The organism is Mucilaginibacter sp. SG564 (assembly GCF_013149275.1).
Taxonomy (GTDB): Bacteria; Bacteroidota; Bacteroidia; order Sphingobacteriales; family Sphingobacteriaceae; genus Mucilaginibacter.
In genome coordinates, this window is sequence record NZ_JABGNA010000004.1 from 409902 (window position 1) to 426385 (window position 16484).

Below are 16484 nucleotides of genomic sequence, written 5' to 3' on the forward strand. Positions count from 1 at the left end.
GCGCAGTTATTCGTTTATTTAAGCTCAGGTGCCTTATTATTTAAATTATTGATTAGTATCTACGCCAAGCGTTCCCAAAGCCTTTTGCAGATCGATCTTGCTGGATAGTAATTGAAACAGCGCATTATAATAGCTTAATTCGGCTGTACGCAGATCTGATTGCGATACTATAACATCAAGATAGGTTTTAATACCCTCGCGATATTGCAGGCTTACCACCTTGTATACATCCTTAGCCAGATCAACATTTTGCCTGATCAGCTGGTAGCTGGTGTAATTACTTTTATAACCGGCCAGTGCCTGTACATATTCGGTATTGATGGTGTTTTTGCTATTTTCCAAGTCAAGATCGGTACGCTCAACCTGCAACTTAGCTTTGCTTAGGTTTTGCAGGCGCCTGGTGCCCTGAAAAATCGGAAGGCTTAAAGTAAGTCCCGCATAGCCCGTTGGGTATGCCTTGTCGTACAGATCTGAAAAATCATGGCTGAAATAAGCCCGGTTATAACTACCTACTGCCGACAAGGAAGGTAAAAATCCAAACCTGTAATAATTAACATTAACGTTTTGCAATACTTTAGTGGTTTGCAGCAAACGGTATTCAATGCGGTTATTAAAATCCAACTGCTGATTGGTATCAATAACGGCTGCTTGCTCATAACGGGATGAATCATAGGCCAGATCCAGATTTTTTGATCCGTCGATCCCCATGATCTGTTTTAAATAAGCCGTTTTACTTTTAATAGCCTCTTCGGTTTGCTTGCGCGTGGCTAATGAATTGTTGAGCGATATAGTGGCTTGTTTATAATCTGTTTTGTCAGATACACCTGCCTGATACCTGTTATAAGCATCCTTCAGGCTTCTTTGTAAGCGGATGATATCTTCGTTGGTGATGTTCAGTTGTTTTTGAGAAAGCAACACATCAAAAAATGCCTTGCTCACGTCAGATACTACATTGATCTGGCTGCTCAGCGTGTTTTGTTTATAATACTGGCGAGAATATTTAGCGGTTTTGGCTGCCAGTAATACATCGTTATTATAGATCACCTGATTTAACTGTAACCCGAGTGTAGACAGATTACGGATGCCCGAGCTTGACGGAAAGTTGGCCCCCGACGCCCCTGCCTGCGGCGTTCCTTTAAAATAGTAATTATATATCCCCGATCCGGTGAGCTGGGGTAACCAGGCAGAAAGCCCTATCCGGATATCCTTTTCATTGATCTGTTCATCGATGGAGGCCTGCCGAACCGCGGGCTGGTTACGAAGGGCAAACTCAACACATTGCTTTAAAGAAACAGGCCCGTTAATGCTATCAGCGACGGTTTGTGACCAGGTTGGTGAATGTAAAATTAATGTTAAGACGATTGTAATGAAAAATACTAAATACTTATTTTTTTTCATAAGGTGGCTATAGGTGATGTTAATTATCAGTGAAAACAACAAAAAATCAATCTCTGGGTTTTTACCGATTTATACAGGGGCGGCGCTAATATGTGATTAATATTACTAAATTAAAATCAAGAACAAGAATTTTACGTAAAATTTATAAAAACATGCCAAAATCATGCGTTTTTGGGCTTTTTACAAAAAAATGAAAAATTGTGGTGCGAAATAAATAAAAAAATTAATTAATTTGCCGTGATATAATTTAGAATGCTTGCCGCTGTTTTGAGATCAGAATAAGCATTTTTTTAAAAAATTACATTTACCATATAGGTTATATGCTTATTCATGGTATTTTTACACAAAATTTAAGCAGGGTTAATACATGGTTAAAAAACTACATGGGAAAATCGCCGAGTTCCAGGTTGCAAATATGCTCCGGGAGAAGGGATTGTATCCTTATTTCAGGCCTATTGAGTCTGCTCAGGACACTGAAGTAATAATAGATAACAAAAGGGTGTTAATGTTTGGTTCCAATTCCTACTTAGGGCTAACCAATCACCCAAAGATTAAAGAAGCTTCGAAGAAAGCAATTGACAAATACGGCACAGGCTGTGCCGGTTCGAGGTTTTTGAATGGTACACTTGATATTCATATCGAATTAGAGAACAGGCTTGCCGACTATGTAGGTAAAGAAGCCACTGTTTTGCTCAGCACCGGTTACCAGGTTAACCTGGGTGTGCTTTCCTGCATTACAGGCCGTAATGATTATCTTATATTAGATGAATATGATCATGCGTCTATCATTGATGGCAGCAGGCTATCATTTTCAAAAGTGATCAAATACGCCCATAATGATATGGACGATCTGCAACGTAAACTGAGCATTTTGCCCGAAGAGGCGGTGAAGGTTATCGCTGTTGATGGTATATTCAGCATGGAAGGTGATATTGTTAAATTGCCGGAGATTGTTAAACTGGCCGACGAGTTTGGTGCCAATATTATGGTTGACGATGCCCACAGTTTAGGCGTTATTGGCCATAAAGGTGCAGGTACCGCATCGCACTTTAACCTTACCGAAGATGTTGACCTGATCATGGGTACATTCAGTAAATCACTGGCATCATTAGGTGGTTTTATTGCAGCCGATAAGGACACTATCGATTATATCAAACACCGTGCACGTTCATTAATGTTTAGTGCAAGTATGCCTCCGGGTTCGGTTGCCAGTGTAATTGCGGCTTTGGATATTATCGAATCTGAACCTGAGCGTATCCAAAAACTTTGGGACAATACCAATTACGCTCAAAAACTTTTGTTGGATGAAGGTTTTGACCTTGGCCCTACAGAAAGCCCGATATTACCTATCTATGTACGTGATAACGAAAAAACCTTCCTGGTAACCAAATATCTGCAAGCTGCAGGTGTATTTGTTAACCCGGTGGTTTCGCCGGCCGTACCTTCAGATTCATCATTGCTGCGTTTTTCATTAATGGCTACGCACACCTTTGCTCAAATTGACGAAGCCGTTGAAAAACTTTCAAAAGCATTTAAAGAAGTTGGTGTATCTGCAGCTTCTGTTAAAGAAAATATCTAAATAAACAAAAACGTCCGTGTGCTCATAGCTTTTTTATCAAAACAAGCTCCTGCACACGGGCGTTTCATTTTATACCTCAAGCAACAATTTTATAAATACCACTCATGATAAAAATTGTAACTGTTAGTTCGAAAAAAGAATTAGCGTCATTTATTGATTTTCCACATGATTTGTATCAGGACGATCCATACTACGTTCCGGAATTGTTCATAGCTCAGCGCGATCTGTTAACTATACATCCTTTTCATAAGCATAATACCGTACAAACTTTTTTAGCTTATGATGGCGATAAAATTGTAGGTCGCATTGCAGCTATACTCAATAATGCACATAACAAGTTCAACAATACCAATGATGGTTTTTTTGGCTTTTTTGATTGCATTAATGACAAAGAGGTAGCAACAACACTTTTTAATACAGTTACCGATTGGCTCAAACAAAAAGGTGTGACCCAGAAACTGATTGGCCCTGTTAATTTTTCAACCAACGAACCCTGCGGTTTACTAATAGAAGGATTTGACAGTTCGCCGTTTTTAATGCAAACCTATAACGCCCCCTACTATGCCGATCTGATAGATGGTTATGGTTTTACCAAAAACGCCGATCTGATTGCCTGGCACTGGGACGATAAAAGCTACGACGATAAATCGGTACGCTTGTTAAGCGCGTTGGAGGAGCGTTTAAAACGTAACAATATCATTATCCGCACTTTAAACCTCAAAAACTTCAAAGAGGAGTCCATTAAGCTCCGCGAAGTTTATAACTCAGCCTGGGATCATAATGAAGGCTTTGTTCCGCTAAGTGATGATGAGTTTGATTACCTGGCCAAAGATCTGAAGTTAATACTCGACAAAGATTTTGTACTGGTTGCCGAACAGGAAGGTAAAATAGTTGCCTTTGGACTGGCCCTGCCCAACTACAACGAGATTTTTAAGAGAATTAAGCGTGGTCGCCTGTTACCTACGGGTATTTTCAAACTCTTATTCGGTCGTAAAAAAATACAAAGCCTGCGTATATATGCGCTGGGCGTTATTGATGGCTACCGTAAAATGGGTATCGAAGCTTGCTTATATGGTACCATTATTAAAGAGTACAGGCGTAAAGGCATGAAACAAGCCGAAGCCGGCTGGACCCTGGAACACAACGATATGGTAAACCGGGCTATAGAAGCCATAAACGGCAATCCCTATAAAAAATACAGGCTATACGAAAAAGCCATATGAAACAACGGGTTTTAATAACCGGTGCCAGTGGCTTTGTTGGGTATCACTTAATTGAAGAAGCGTTAAGTCAGGATCTGGAAGTTTACGCTGCCATACGCAAAAGCAGCAATATTGATCACCTAAAGCACCTTACTATTAACTATGCCGAACTCAATTACAAAGATCTGCCAACGTTAAAACAACAGCTCAGCGATATTAAGCCCGATTATATCATTCATGCGGCTGGCGTTACATCGGCCCGGTCACAAGCCGAATATAATCACATTAACGCTACCTACACGCATAACCTGGCAACAGCAGCAGCTGATGCTTGTCCTGGTTTGCAAAAGTTTGTACTGATAGGCAGCCTGGCCGCAATAGGTCCGCTTAACACATTAACGGGTATCATAACCGAAGCTACCCCTCCTGCCCCCGTTACAGCCTATGGCCGCAGCAAGCTACTGGCAGAGCAACAACTGCGCACGGTTGAAAACTTAAATTATACCATACTACGCCCTACCGCTGTTTACGGGCCAAGGGATACCGGCATCTTCATATTCTTTAAGCAAGTAGTAAAAGGGCTTGAGCCATATATTGGCAAAGGCCAGCAAAAGCTAAGCTTTATCTACGTAAAAGATGTGGCAAAGGCCTCCATAAAGGCTCTACATGGCGGCAATCAGCAAACCTATAACCTGAGCGACGGCAACTTTTACAGCAAGTATGAATTAGGTGACCTGACTAAGGAAATATTGTGTATAACTACCTTTAAATTTCATTTGCCTGTAAATTTTGTAAAAATAATTGCCGCCATATCAGAAAAAGTGAGTTCTTTGAGAAATAAAGCCGCTGTAGTGAATATCGAAAAGATAGATGAGCTCATGGCAGTAAACTGGTATTGCGATAACGAAAGCGCAAAATCAGATCTGGGCTTTTACCCGGCGTATAACCTCAAAACGGGTTTGGCCGAGACACTAACCTGGTATAAAGCCAATAAATGGCTTTGATCCCAATTAAATAATGTAATGATGAAAATAAAAAATCCGCTTTCCTTGTTTTACAACTTAAACGTTTAAGTTACTTTTGAACACGGAATATGCAAATAGAATTTTAATCCTTTTTCGCTTTACTTAAACGTTTAAGTAAAGCGAAAAAGGATTAAAACAGCAAAAAAAGAGTAAAAACCACGGACTATGGCAAACAACGCCTCAATCCAATAATCAACAATAAATAAGTCAATGAAAATGAAAATTTCACCCGCCGAAGGCAAACTGGGTATCCTTATCCCAGGTTTAGGAGCTGTGGCAACTACACTGATTGCCGGTGTTGAAGCAGTAAAAAAAGGTATCTCACAACCTATAGGTTCACTTACGCAAATGGGGCATATCCGTTTAGGTAAAAGAACAGAGAACCGTAATCCTAAAATTAAGGAGTTTGTGCCACTTGCTAATCTTGGAGATATAGTTTTTGGCGGTTGGGATGTTTATGAAGATAACGTATACGAGGCAGCTGCAAATGCAAAAGTACTTGAGCCGGGATTATTAAACTCGGTTAAAGCTGAGTTAGAATCTATCAAGCCGATGAAAGCCGCCTTTGATAAAAATTACGCCAAAAACCTGAACGGTACACATGTAAAACAAGGTACACGTTATGAGCTTGCACAACAGGTAATGGAGGACATCAAAAACTTTAAAGAGCAAAACGGACTGGACAGGGTTGTTTTGGTTTGGTGCGGCTCAACCGAGATCTATTACGAGGCATCGGCCATACACCAAACTTTGGCGGCTTTTGAGCAGGCGTTGTTGGATGATGATAAACTGATAGCACCAAGCATGATCTACGCTTACGCGGCTTTAAAATTGGGTGTGCCTTTTGCTAACGGCGCTCCTAACTTAACCGTTGATATCCCGGCCTTAATTGAACTTTCAAAAGAAACCCAAACCCCTATTGCCGGTAAAGATTTCAAAACAGGTCAAACTTTAATGAAAACTATCCTGGCTCCTGGTTTGGCAGCACGTTCATTGGGTGTACACGGTTGGTTCTCGACCAATATATTGGGTAACCGCGATGGCCTTGTATTGGATGATCCGGACAACTTTAAAACCAAAGAAGTATCCAAATTAGGTGTTCTGGAAGATATTTTTAAACCGGAGGAAAACCAGGAGCTTTACGGCGAGATCTATCACAAGATACGCATCAACTATTATCCTCCGCATGGCGATAATAAAGAAAGTTGGGATAATATTGACATTTTTGGCTGGTTGGGTTACAAAATGCAGATCAAGATCAATTTCCTTTGCCGTGATTCTATCCTGGCTGCCCCTATCGCTCTTGACCTGGCCTTATTCTGCGATTTGGCCAAACGCGCCAACATGAGTGGTATACAGGAGTGGTTATCATTCTATCTTAAATCGCCTCAAACAGCCGAAGGCCTTCGTCCGGAAAATGATATATTTAAACAACTTATCAAGCTGGAAAATACCTTACGCTATATGATGGGTGAAGATCTGATAACTCACCTTGGGTTAGACTATTACGAAGAAGCTTACGCCGAAGCATAATTTATTTGACCAAATCTGCTATAACCGGTTGTTTTGCAGCTTATGCTGTATACAACCGGTTATTTTTTTGCTTATAATTGCCACCGGTAACTGATCATTTCCTTATCACACATAAAGCCTTGATTTATTGATTGTGTAAAATAGTTGTTATCAGGTTGTTAAACTTTATAAAAATCCGATGACAACCAATATCTGTTTGTTTAAACCAATCTAAAATTCAATACTTTAGGTAAAACAATAAAACCGGCTGCCGGTAAACAGCTCATAATATATAAAGCATAGCACCGTTTTCAGTGTAATATAATTTAATGGTAATATTTAGCAGCAAGGTGGCTTTGATGCATTGTGCAGGGAATATTTGACTTTTTGACCACATTAGTCTGTAATAAATTTTTCTACCTTTGAAGCGCAATTACAAGCTAATGGGATAGTTATGTCAAGGCCAAATAGGGCCGGATATAACTATCTACGCTGCTCAATTAAGGTAAAGGAAAACATCAGTTTGATTGATTAGGATAATTGAGATTTGTGCCCTGTTATCATAACAATTTGGCTATCATATCAAAGTGATAAATAGCTTATACAAGGAATAAGGGTAAAGGATTAACAAAGAGTTTTGTATTTGCATAATTGCATAAAGTACATGGATTTTAAAAATTTTTATAAAAGTTTATTTTTTTTAATACTCTTTTTTTCTGCTTCATCATTATTTGCGCAAACAACTGTTATAACGGGTACGGTTACGGATGCCAGTAATAAACAAACCCTTCCTTATGTTGCGGTTGCATTTACAGGTACCACTGTTGGCGTAGCGACCGATAATAATGGTAAATACCGACTTTCGACCACAAACGCTACACTTAAGCAAATAAAAATTTCTTTTCTGGGTTATAAGGATGCCTTTTTAGCGGTTGAACCGGGTAAGGAGCAGGTGATCAATGTAAAGCTTTATCCTTCGGCCAAACAACTGAATGAAGTTGTGATAAAATCAGGCAAAAAACCCAAATACCGCAATAAAGACAATCCTGCGGTTGAACTGATACGCCAGGTTATCGAAAACAAACCCAAAAACCGCCCCGAAGCTTATGATTATGTAGAGTACCGCGAATATGATAAAATGATGTTCGGGTTTATCAACGTATCTGCAGCGTTTTCGGATAGAAAGTTTTTCCGAAAATACAAGTTCATCATCGATAACCGCGATAGCACCATTTTACCTGGAAAATCGATATTACCGGTTTATCTGGATGAAAAACTATCGCAGAATTATTACCGCAAAAATCCCGAAAAGAAACGCGAAGTTGTGATTGGCCAGCGTGGGGTAAACTTCGGTCCTGCGGTTGATAACGAAGGTGTTAAACAATACTTCAAACACCTGTACAATAACGTGGATATTTATGACAATGATATCTTTTTGATCACCAGTCAGTTTTTAAGTCCGATATCCAACAATTCGCCTAACTACTATAAATTCTTTATTACCGATACCATTACCGACGCCAAAAACCAAAAACTGGTTGAGCTGAGCTTTACACCACGTAACAGTAACGACGTACTTTTTGAAGGGATGATATACATTACCCTTGACGGCAACTACGCTGTGCAAAAAGCGGTATTGAAGATCAACAAGCATATCAACATCAACTTTATACGCTCTATGGAGGTCGATCTGGATTTTGAACAGAATCCTGACAACCGTTACCACCTGAGCCGGAGCAATACCATAGCTGAGTTTGGAGCCACCAAAAAGGAGGGTAAAAGCGGGTTGCTGGGTATGCGAACCATTACCTACAAAAACTATATAGTTAATCATCCGCGGCCGGATACTGCCTATACCAAACAATCGGAAGAATCACAAGATGAAGCTAAAACACGGCCCGCTTCATTCTGGGAGAAGAACCGTCTGGATACACTTACCACAGCCGAATCAAAAGTTTACAAAAACGTAGACAGTTTGAGGAATATGCCATCATACAAACGTACGGTTGATATTGCTACCCTATTGCTTGCAGGTTACAAAGGCTTTGGCAAATTTGAGATCGGTCCTGCCAACACATTTTACAGCTTTAATCCGGTTGAAGGTTTACGTCTGCGTTTAGGCGGTCGTACTACACCAGAACTAAGCAAACGTTATTATTTCGAAACTTATGCCGCTTATGGTTTTAAGGATGAGAAATGGAAATACTTTTTAAGTGCTACCTACTCGCTTAACAATAAGTCTATTTATAAATTCCCGCAAAACTATATCAGGGCCAGTTATCAAAAAGACACTAAAATACCCGGTGCAAACCTGCAATTTGTACAGGAGGATAACTTCTTGTTGTCATTTAAACGCGGTACAAATGATAAGTATCTGTATAATGACTATTACAGGTTAGATTACGTGCATGAGTTGGAGAACCACTTATCATTCGCGGCTGGTTTTAAAAACTGGAAACAGGCGCCTGCAGGGTCGCTATATTTTAATAATGTAGTAAATGGGCAGCCGAATGTGATAAACTCTTTAACCACCACAGAGCTCACAGGAACGATCCGCTGGGCACCGCATGAGGAATTTTATCAGGGTAAAATTTACCGTATACCTATTCCTAATCCGTACCCTACCCTTGAATTGGATTATACCACAGGTGTTAAAGGTTTATTTAATGGTGAGTATAACTATCAAAAACTTGATTTCAGGATCGACAAACGTTTATACCTGTCGCAATTGGGATATTCAGACCTGAGTATTTCCGCAGGCAAAATATTTGGTCAGGTACCATTTCCGTTGTTAACCATTCACCAAGCCAACCAAACTTATGCTTATGACATCGATTCTTATAACCTGATGAACTTTTTGGAGTTTGCCAGTGATAAGTATGCGAGCTTCAGGATTGACCATCACTTCGGCGGTTTCTTTTTCAATAAAATACCCTTGTTGAAAAGATTAAAATGGCGCGAAACATTTTCGGCAAAAGTGTTGTACGGTGGTTTAAGTGATAATAACAATCCAAATATTCATCCGTCATTATATCAATTACCAATTGACGCCAATGGCTTACCGATCACCTATGCATTGGGTAAAACACCTTATGTGGAAGGTAGTGTTGGTGTCGAAAATATATTTAAATTTATACGGGTTGATTATGTAAGGCGATTCAATTATCTGGACCATCCGGATGTGCCGCGTGATGGTATCCGTGTACGTGTCAAATTTGATTTTTAATTTTGTACAGCATAAATACAAAAAAATGGAACAGCAAACATCCCTAAGAACAAACCTCCAGTTAGGTATTTATAAGGTGATTGATCCTTTTGTAAAAATTTTGATCAAGGTTGGGTTAACTCCAAACGCGGTGACCTCAATTGGTTTTGTGTTAAATGTGGGCGTAGCTGCCATATTTATATTGGGTGCGGAAGAGGGTAATCGCGGCGATCTGAGTTATGTAGGCTGGGCCGGTGGTTTAATTCTGTTTGCCGGGTTATTTGATATGCTCGATGGACAGGTGGCCCGCCTTGGTAATATGAAATCAACCTTTGGCGCTTTGTATGATTCGGTACTTGATCGCTACAGCGAACTGATCATGTTTTTAGGTATTTGTTATTACCTGGTTGCTCACCATTATTTCCTGAGCTCCATTGCCGCGTTTATTGCCCTTATTGGTTCAATGATGGTAAGTTATGTGAGGGCCCGCGCCGAAGGCTTAGGCGTAGAAGTTAAAGGCGGACTGATGCAACGCCCTGAGCGTGTAGTAACTATTGGCTTATGTGCTGCTTTAAGTGGTATAGTGGCTCAATACATTGGCGGTAATTACAAACTATTTATTCCAGGAGTTAAGTTTCATGTATTTGAAACCATATCTATATTTACTATTCCATTGGTAATACTGGCCGTACTTACCAACATTACCGCGTTTAACCGGTTAAGAGAGGCTAAAAGAGCTTTAATTGAAGCGGAGAAAAATAACTAATTATTGATTAAAGAACATTGAAGTGACTACGTTTGTTGAAATTAAGAGAAATCACTAATTCAATAACTCAGTAATTCAATAATTAAAATATCATATCTTCGTAACCTTTAAATAAAGGTGTTTACACAATAGTAAATCTTTATTAAAATTGAACCCGGTTAGGTTTTGCTAACTTATATATTATTAAAAGACAATAACAGGCAGAGAAATCATTAAAATTTTAAAACCTGATATGCTATGAAGAAAAATTATGTCTCCAATTCTCAGGAGTCGGTGAGAATGTTTAAAAGCGACTTTTTAGAAGGTTTATCAAAGGTACATTATACCGTACCCCTGTACATTTTTGTACCCGTTATCTTGGTATGTACATACGAAGCTTTCTTTGAAGCAGGCATGAACTTTTTACTTTATATCGGCTTGTTTTTAGCTGGTTTATTTATCTGGACCATTGTTGAATACATCATGCACCGCTTTGTTTTCCATTATCAGCCAAATGAAAACTGGAAGTGGGCCCAACGTCTGCATTTTATTATGCACGGCGTACACCATGACTATCCCAGCGATGCTAAACGTTTGGTATTGCCGCCATCATTAAGCATTCCGCTGGCCACGGGCTTTTACTTCTTATTTAAAGCTTTGTTACCTGCAAACTACATATTTGGTTTTTTTCCGGGCTTTATTTTAGGCTATCTGTTTTATGATATATCGCACTATGCCATGCATCATTTTAACTTCAAAAGCGGTCTTTTCAAAAAAATAAAACAGCACCATATGTTGCATCACTACCAGGATCCTGAAAAGGGTTACGGTGTGAGTTCGCCGCTTTGGGATAAAATATTCCGTTCAGGTTTTTTAAAGAAATAGGTGTGGATAGTACCAGACAAAACAGCGTAACCGTAAATGCTAAATCAATACTGGTTGTTACACTCCTTTCAATAGCTTATTTAGTTATTTCCAATTTCCTTATTGGTTACAACTCATCCGAGTTGGTATTGGTGGGTATATTCAATGTACTTTTTTACCTGTCACCTGTTACGCGCAAATTCATATTAGGCTTTAGTATATTCATTGTATACTGGATCATATTTGATTATATGAAGGCCTTCCCGAACTACCATTATACACCTGTTCATATAGCTGACCTGTACAATTTTGAAAAACACATTTTCGGGATACATGACCATAATAAACTATTAACCCCAAATGAATATTGGCGTATCCACGGCACAACATTTATAGATGTAGTAACCGGCTTGTTTTATCTGTGCTGGATACCAGTCCCTTTAGGCTTTGCCGCTTTCTTGTTTTTCAAAAATAAACGGCAATTCCTGTATTTCTCGCTCACATTTGTGTTGGTGAACCTGTTGGGTTTTGTGGTTTATTATACATTCCCCGCCGCTCCACCATGGTATGTTCAGTATTATGGATTTCACTTTACACCGTTAACCGCGGGTAACGTGGCCGGTCTGGCTAAGTTCGACGCGTATTTTCATGCCGGCATCTTTAAATCCATCTATACCAAAGGCTCTAACGTATTTGCGGCTATGCCGTCACTTCATTCCTCTTACCCGGTTATAGTGCTTTACTATGGTATAAAAAGCCGTTATAAAGTGGCCAGTATCTTCTTTGCTATTGTGATGTTGGGTATTTGGTTTACCGCTGTTTATGCAAGTCATCATTACGTGCTGGATGTTTTGGCAGGTATCACCACGGCTATTTTAGGCATATCGTTATTTAACCTTTTAATGAAAAAGGTTAAATGGTTGCAGACATCTACTGATAGATACGAGCAAGTGATATTGTGAAAACTATCTACTTAGGCAAATTACATTAAGCACAGGCCGCATAATTTGCGATGATCTTAATTACTTTATATTTTTATAAAACCAAACCTTATTAAATGTTACATAAATTCACCTTTTATTTTCTTTTATTCTCGTTTGTAGTTTCGGCCATCGTGTTATCGTGCAAAAAAGAGCAAAAGGTTGATCCAACCCAAAAACCGACCATTGTTACCCTAAAGGACAGTTTAATGGAGGGTGGAGGTGTAAGGCTATTTGGTTCATTGACACCTGATCCCCAGATTACCGACTACGGGTTTGAATATGGAGAGGACAGTTTATTCGCAAAGAGTGCAAAAATTTCACTTGGCATAAAGGTAACTGAAAAATTTTACGCTGATATTTTAGAAGGACTTAAAAGCGGGCACAAATATTTTTTCAGAGCGTTTAAAAGTTTAAACGGAGCCGAAAAGCAAGGTGCCGTATTGTCATTTATATCACAAGGCAGCAAGCCAATTCTAATCACTCGTATAACACCTGCAACTGCCGACATGGGGGATACCATAATCATACATGGTAAATACTTTGATATTAAAAAAACAGCTGCTTATTTTGATTCATATAAAGCTTCAACGATAAGTATTACGGATTCGCTGATTACTTGCATAATTCCTTATATGAATGGGCGCTATAGTAACAATTTAACGCTAAAAGATGGCGATAGTACCAGATCTACCTATCGTAACTACCAATTGTCCACACCCATTATTACGTCTTTTACCAATAAAAAATTCATGGGTGATACAGTGGAAATCATCGGCAATCATTTTGACAGGATCAGTAATTTTACCACAGAGGTTGATTTTGGTACGGTTAAAGCACAAATTATAGGAACCAGCAAAAATAAAATGACAGTGATTGTTCCTACTATTTATAACACTCCTGTACCCATTACTGTGGTTGCTCAATTTCAAAGTGTTAAAAGCACTTCCCTATTTTCATTAGCCAGTCCCACAATTTTACAAGTACCGACAAACGCTTATACCTTAGATAACCTGGTTATCAACGGTAATAATTTCTTTCCGTCTGCACAATATGATTACAATAAGGTGTTTGTAAACGGCGTAAAGGCCGATATTTTTACAGCAACACGTAGTAGCATTAAAATCCGAATACCAGAAGCCCCTTATCCAACCCGCGTCGCCTCTATATCTGTAAATGTATTAGGGCAAACAGTAAATTACAGCGGTAGTGTAACTATTACTGATAAATGGCTCATGATGGCAAATAACCTGCCCTTCGCAAGTCCTGTTAACTCCAATTTTGTAATAAATAACGAAGCTTATACCCTGGTACCGCTTGGGGGCACGGGCCGTATCTATGTATTTAAATTCGATGCCAAATCAAATACATGGTCGCAGTATCAGGAATTAGCTCCACTCAATGGTAATGTTCAGGGAGTAACCGTAGTAAACTCAAAGGCATACGTTTATTCGGCTGCGGCCAATGGCACCTTCTGGCAATATGATCCGGCATCCAAACAGCTAACCCCCAAAGCACAATTTCCCGGGGCGGCCAGAAACGTTCCTACGCTTTTTTCTGCAGGAGCTACAGTTTACATGGGCTTTGGTGTTGATGTGGGTGCCTTTAACGATTTCTTTGCTTATAATACTCAAACAAATTCCTGGAAAAAGATAAGTGGATTCAACAGTCCTTATTTTGACGGTATTGCCGGCAGCTTTGTTATTGGCACTAAGGGTTATATTGTTTATAAAACCTACAACGGTAATTGGCTGGAGCAATACGACACGCAAACCGATACCTGGACAAAGAAGACTCCCTTAGTAAATGCCTTCGGTACTGCGAGCGGCTTTACACTTAATAATATGGGCTATGTTTGCGGTGTAACTACCGATAATTACAGCAATAACTGTTTTCAATATAACCCAATAACGGATACCTGGACACAAAAAACCAAAGTTGGTTTCGGAAGTTATATATCAACAAGGAGTTCTTTCAGCCTGGGTTCAAAAGCTTATGTATTGACAGTTAATACAGATGGAACCGCAAGCACACTATATACTGCCCTTGTAAACGATATTCAATAAAAGCATATTAGGTATGTGACGACAGTATCTAAACTCATTGTTATGCGGATACTCCATTCCTACCGGTGTGCCGCATCGGGCCAAATTTTGAGCAGAAAAACAATTCGATCAATACAAACACTGTACTATTTTCCATACCATCATCACTTCATAAAAATACAACTCCTTTTACCTGGTAACATCCAGGTTTAAATTCTATTACAAAAATATCTTTAGGCTATAAAAAATTACAAATCGCTTAATATCACCTATATTCAGATCAATAAATCAGAAACAGGCACACTATTTGACAGGTTATTATTCAAATTAACTGTTGATACGATAACCCTTACATGAAGAAACTGATTACCTGCCTTTTTATTCTCTTAGCCGGATTGCGATTATCAGCGCAAGCAGCGGGTGATTTGGACAGCCTGAAACAAAAACTTCAGGTTACTAAAGACTCATTAAAAGGTCCCATATATGTGGAGATCGCAAATCAGTATCTGTTAAAAAACGACACTATCCACAGCCGCCGGTTCAAATATTATAACCAGACGGAAGCGTTAAACTATACCATGCTGGCCCTACATAATTTCTCAAACATTTCAGATACGCTGGGTTTACGCACTTGTTATAATAGTCTGGCCAAAATTTATCGGCAGCAATACAGATATATCCAGGCCAAATGGTTCATTTTGCAGTCCAATGCCATATCCCGCCAGAAAAAAGATGTATCTAATATCATTACTTCGTTAATCGAGCTTTCGGCTATAAAGGCCGATATGAAAGATTATAAATGGGCAATGCACGATTTGAATGAAGCCCTGGCATTGTCTGTTAAAAACAAAGATCCGCAAAAAGAATCAGCAGTACAGGTTGGTTATGCCGGTTTATATCGCCAGATGAAAGATTTTGATAACGCCGCGCTGGCCATAAAACGGCATGAGGAAATTGATGATAGTATACACCAGGCCCAAATTGATCGTTTGGCACGCATCAACACACAGGATTCCCTCCGGATTAAAAAACAAGACTCGATTATTATCAAAAAAAAAGTACTCGCCTCCAGCAAGAAAACGCCTCCCGCCGGCAAGAAGAAGCCCTCCAAGACAAGCTCCGTCAAACGCATAGCCTCATTGTAGTATTTATTATATTGCTTGCGCTGATGACCATTGCCGTGATCATTTATTCGATACGCCGCAAACATGGAATATGGCGTTTACGTATAAGAAAACCACGATCATAACGTTGCATATATCACCGTTTTAATTTAATTAAACCCGTTGCCAGGAAAATTGTCATACTGATGATATGAGGAAACTGATCATTAAAACCATTTTTACTTTTGCAGCTTTGTTTACATTTTGCGGCGCTTATGGCCAAAGCAGGCAATTTAAAAATGAGTTCTTAAACCGTATAAACTTAACCAGGCAAAAAGGCTGTAACTGTGGCCTGAAATATTACCACCCTGCGCCGCCCCTAACCTGGAATGATGATTTGCAGGATGCCGCCGAAGGTCATGCTAAAGATATGGCCCGGCAAAATTATTTTGATCATACCAGCAGGGATGGCCGAAGTATGGAAGACAGGATCGTATCTGCGGGATATAAATTCAAGGGCTATAAAAGCTTTGCCATTGGCGAAAACATTGCGGCCGGACAGCAAAGTATTGCCGAGGTAATGGACGGCTGGTTTAAAAGCGAGGGCCATTGCAAAAATCTCATGAACCCCGATTTTAAAGAAGTAGGTGTTGCTATGTACCGGAATTACTGGGTGCAGGATTTTGGCGGCCGGGAGTCGTTTTCGCCCGAGCAGCAAAAGCTCATTAAGTCGGGCAAATACCGTATGGTGCAACAGCCGTCCACCGGTCACGATTAGATCTAGGTGCGGAGGTGCAGATTATTGAATGGTTGCAGCTAATATATA

The 16484-nt window shown here is 39.6% G+C and carries 12 protein-coding genes; 11 read left to right on the plus strand and 1 reads right to left on the minus strand.

All coding sequences use genetic code 11. The features are described 5' to 3' along the window. Nucleotides 1–45: 45 nt before the first annotated feature. The gene (locus tag FHW89_RS11685) at nucleotides 46–1398 is read right to left on the minus strand and encodes a TolC family protein (RefSeq protein WP_172335211.1); all 1353 of its coding nucleotides are present in this window, start codon (nucleotides 1396–1398) and stop codon (nucleotides 46–48) included. Between the two features lie 367 nt (nucleotides 1399–1765). Here FHW89_RS11685 and FHW89_RS11690 point away from each other — a divergent pair, with 367 nt between their 5' ends. From FHW89_RS11690 to FHW89_RS11740, 11 genes are all read left to right on the plus strand, one after another. Next, nucleotides 1766–2977 carry a pyridoxal phosphate-dependent aminotransferase family protein gene (locus FHW89_RS11690; RefSeq protein ID WP_172335212.1) on the plus strand — a complete coding sequence of 404 codons (1212 nt, stop codon included), beginning with the start codon at nucleotides 1766–1768 and terminating at the stop codon, nucleotides 2975–2977. Nucleotides 2978–3081: 104 nt separating this feature from the next. Next, nucleotides 3082–4200 (plus strand): hypothetical protein, encoded by a 1119-nt coding sequence (locus FHW89_RS11695; RefSeq protein ID WP_172335213.1) that lies wholly within the window; start codon nucleotides 3082–3084, stop codon nucleotides 4198–4200. After that, nucleotides 4197–5183 carry an NAD(P)-dependent oxidoreductase gene (locus tag FHW89_RS11700; protein ID WP_172335214.1) on the plus strand — a complete coding sequence of 329 codons (987 nt, stop codon included), beginning with the start codon at nucleotides 4197–4199 and terminating at the stop codon, nucleotides 5181–5183. Before FHW89_RS11695 ends, FHW89_RS11700 begins: the two co-directional genes overlap by 4 nt. 231 nt (nucleotides 5184–5414) lie before the next feature. Then, nucleotides 5415–6737: an inositol-3-phosphate synthase gene (locus FHW89_RS11705; RefSeq protein ID WP_172335215.1), complete on the plus strand. Its 1323-nt coding sequence runs from the start codon at nucleotides 5415–5417 to the stop codon at nucleotides 6735–6737. Nucleotides 6738–7380: 643 nt separating this feature from the next. Further along, nucleotides 7381–9942, plus strand: coding sequence for a DUF5686 and carboxypeptidase-like regulatory domain-containing protein (locus FHW89_RS11710; RefSeq protein ID WP_172335216.1), 2562 nt, complete (start codon nucleotides 7381–7383; stop codon nucleotides 9940–9942). A 25-nt stretch (nucleotides 9943–9967) separates the two neighbouring features. Then, complete coding sequence (locus FHW89_RS11715) at nucleotides 9968–10687, plus strand: CDP-alcohol phosphatidyltransferase family protein (RefSeq protein ID WP_172335217.1); 720 nt, start codon at nucleotides 9968–9970, stop codon at nucleotides 10685–10687. 237 nt (nucleotides 10688–10924) lie between these two features. Continuing rightward, on the plus strand, nucleotides 10925–11551 hold the full coding sequence (locus FHW89_RS11720) for a sterol desaturase family protein (RefSeq protein ID WP_172335218.1): 627 nt from the start codon (nucleotides 10925–10927) through the stop codon (nucleotides 11549–11551). Nucleotides 11552–11553: 2 nt separating this feature from the next. Beyond that, nucleotides 11554–12492, plus strand: a complete 939-nt coding sequence (locus FHW89_RS11725) for a phosphatase PAP2 family protein (RefSeq protein WP_172335219.1) — start codon at nucleotides 11554–11556, stop codon at nucleotides 12490–12492. A gap of 95 nt (nucleotides 12493–12587) precedes the next feature. Next, complete coding sequence (locus FHW89_RS11730) at nucleotides 12588–14576, plus strand: IPT/TIG domain-containing protein (RefSeq protein ID WP_172335220.1); 1989 nt, start codon at nucleotides 12588–12590, stop codon at nucleotides 14574–14576. A gap of 332 nt (nucleotides 14577–14908) precedes the next feature. Beyond that, on the plus strand, nucleotides 14909–15700 hold the full coding sequence (locus FHW89_RS11735; protein ID WP_172335221.1) for a hypothetical protein: 792 nt from the start codon (nucleotides 14909–14911) through the stop codon (nucleotides 15698–15700). Nucleotides 15701–15869: 169 nt separating this feature from the next. Then, nucleotides 15870–16436 (plus strand): CAP domain-containing protein, encoded by a 567-nt coding sequence (locus FHW89_RS11740; protein ID WP_172335222.1) that lies wholly within the window; start codon nucleotides 15870–15872, stop codon nucleotides 16434–16436. Nucleotides 16437–16484 lie beyond the last annotated feature (48 nt).

Coding starts and splice junctions, on each gene's coding strand:
- FHW89_RS11685 (WP_172335211.1), bottom strand. CDS start 1,398: ATGAAAAAAAATAAGTATTTAGTATTTTTCATTACAATCGTCTTAACA.
- FHW89_RS11690 (WP_172335212.1), top strand. CDS start 1,766: ATGGTTAAAAAACTACATGGGAAAATCGCCGAGTTCCAGGTTGCAAAT.
- FHW89_RS11695 (WP_172335213.1), top strand. CDS start 3,082: ATGATAAAAATTGTAACTGTTAGTTCGAAAAAAGAATTAGCGTCATTT.
- FHW89_RS11700 (WP_172335214.1), top strand. CDS start 4,197: ATGAAACAACGGGTTTTAATAACCGGTGCCAGTGGCTTTGTTGGGTAT.
- FHW89_RS11705 (WP_172335215.1), top strand. CDS start 5,415: ATGAAAATGAAAATTTCACCCGCCGAAGGCAAACTGGGTATCCTTATC.
- FHW89_RS11710 (WP_172335216.1), top strand. CDS start 7,381: ATGGATTTTAAAAATTTTTATAAAAGTTTATTTTTTTTAATACTCTTT.
- FHW89_RS11715 (WP_172335217.1), top strand. CDS start 9,968: ATGGAACAGCAAACATCCCTAAGAACAAACCTCCAGTTAGGTATTTAT.
- FHW89_RS11720 (WP_172335218.1), top strand. CDS start 10,925: ATGAAGAAAAATTATGTCTCCAATTCTCAGGAGTCGGTGAGAATGTTT.
- FHW89_RS11730 (WP_172335220.1), top strand. CDS start 12,588: ATGTTACATAAATTCACCTTTTATTTTCTTTTATTCTCGTTTGTAGTT.
- FHW89_RS11735 (WP_172335221.1), top strand. CDS start 14,909: ATGAAGAAACTGATTACCTGCCTTTTTATTCTCTTAGCCGGATTGCGA.
- FHW89_RS11740 (WP_172335222.1), top strand. CDS start 15,870: ATGAGGAAACTGATCATTAAAACCATTTTTACTTTTGCAGCTTTGTTT.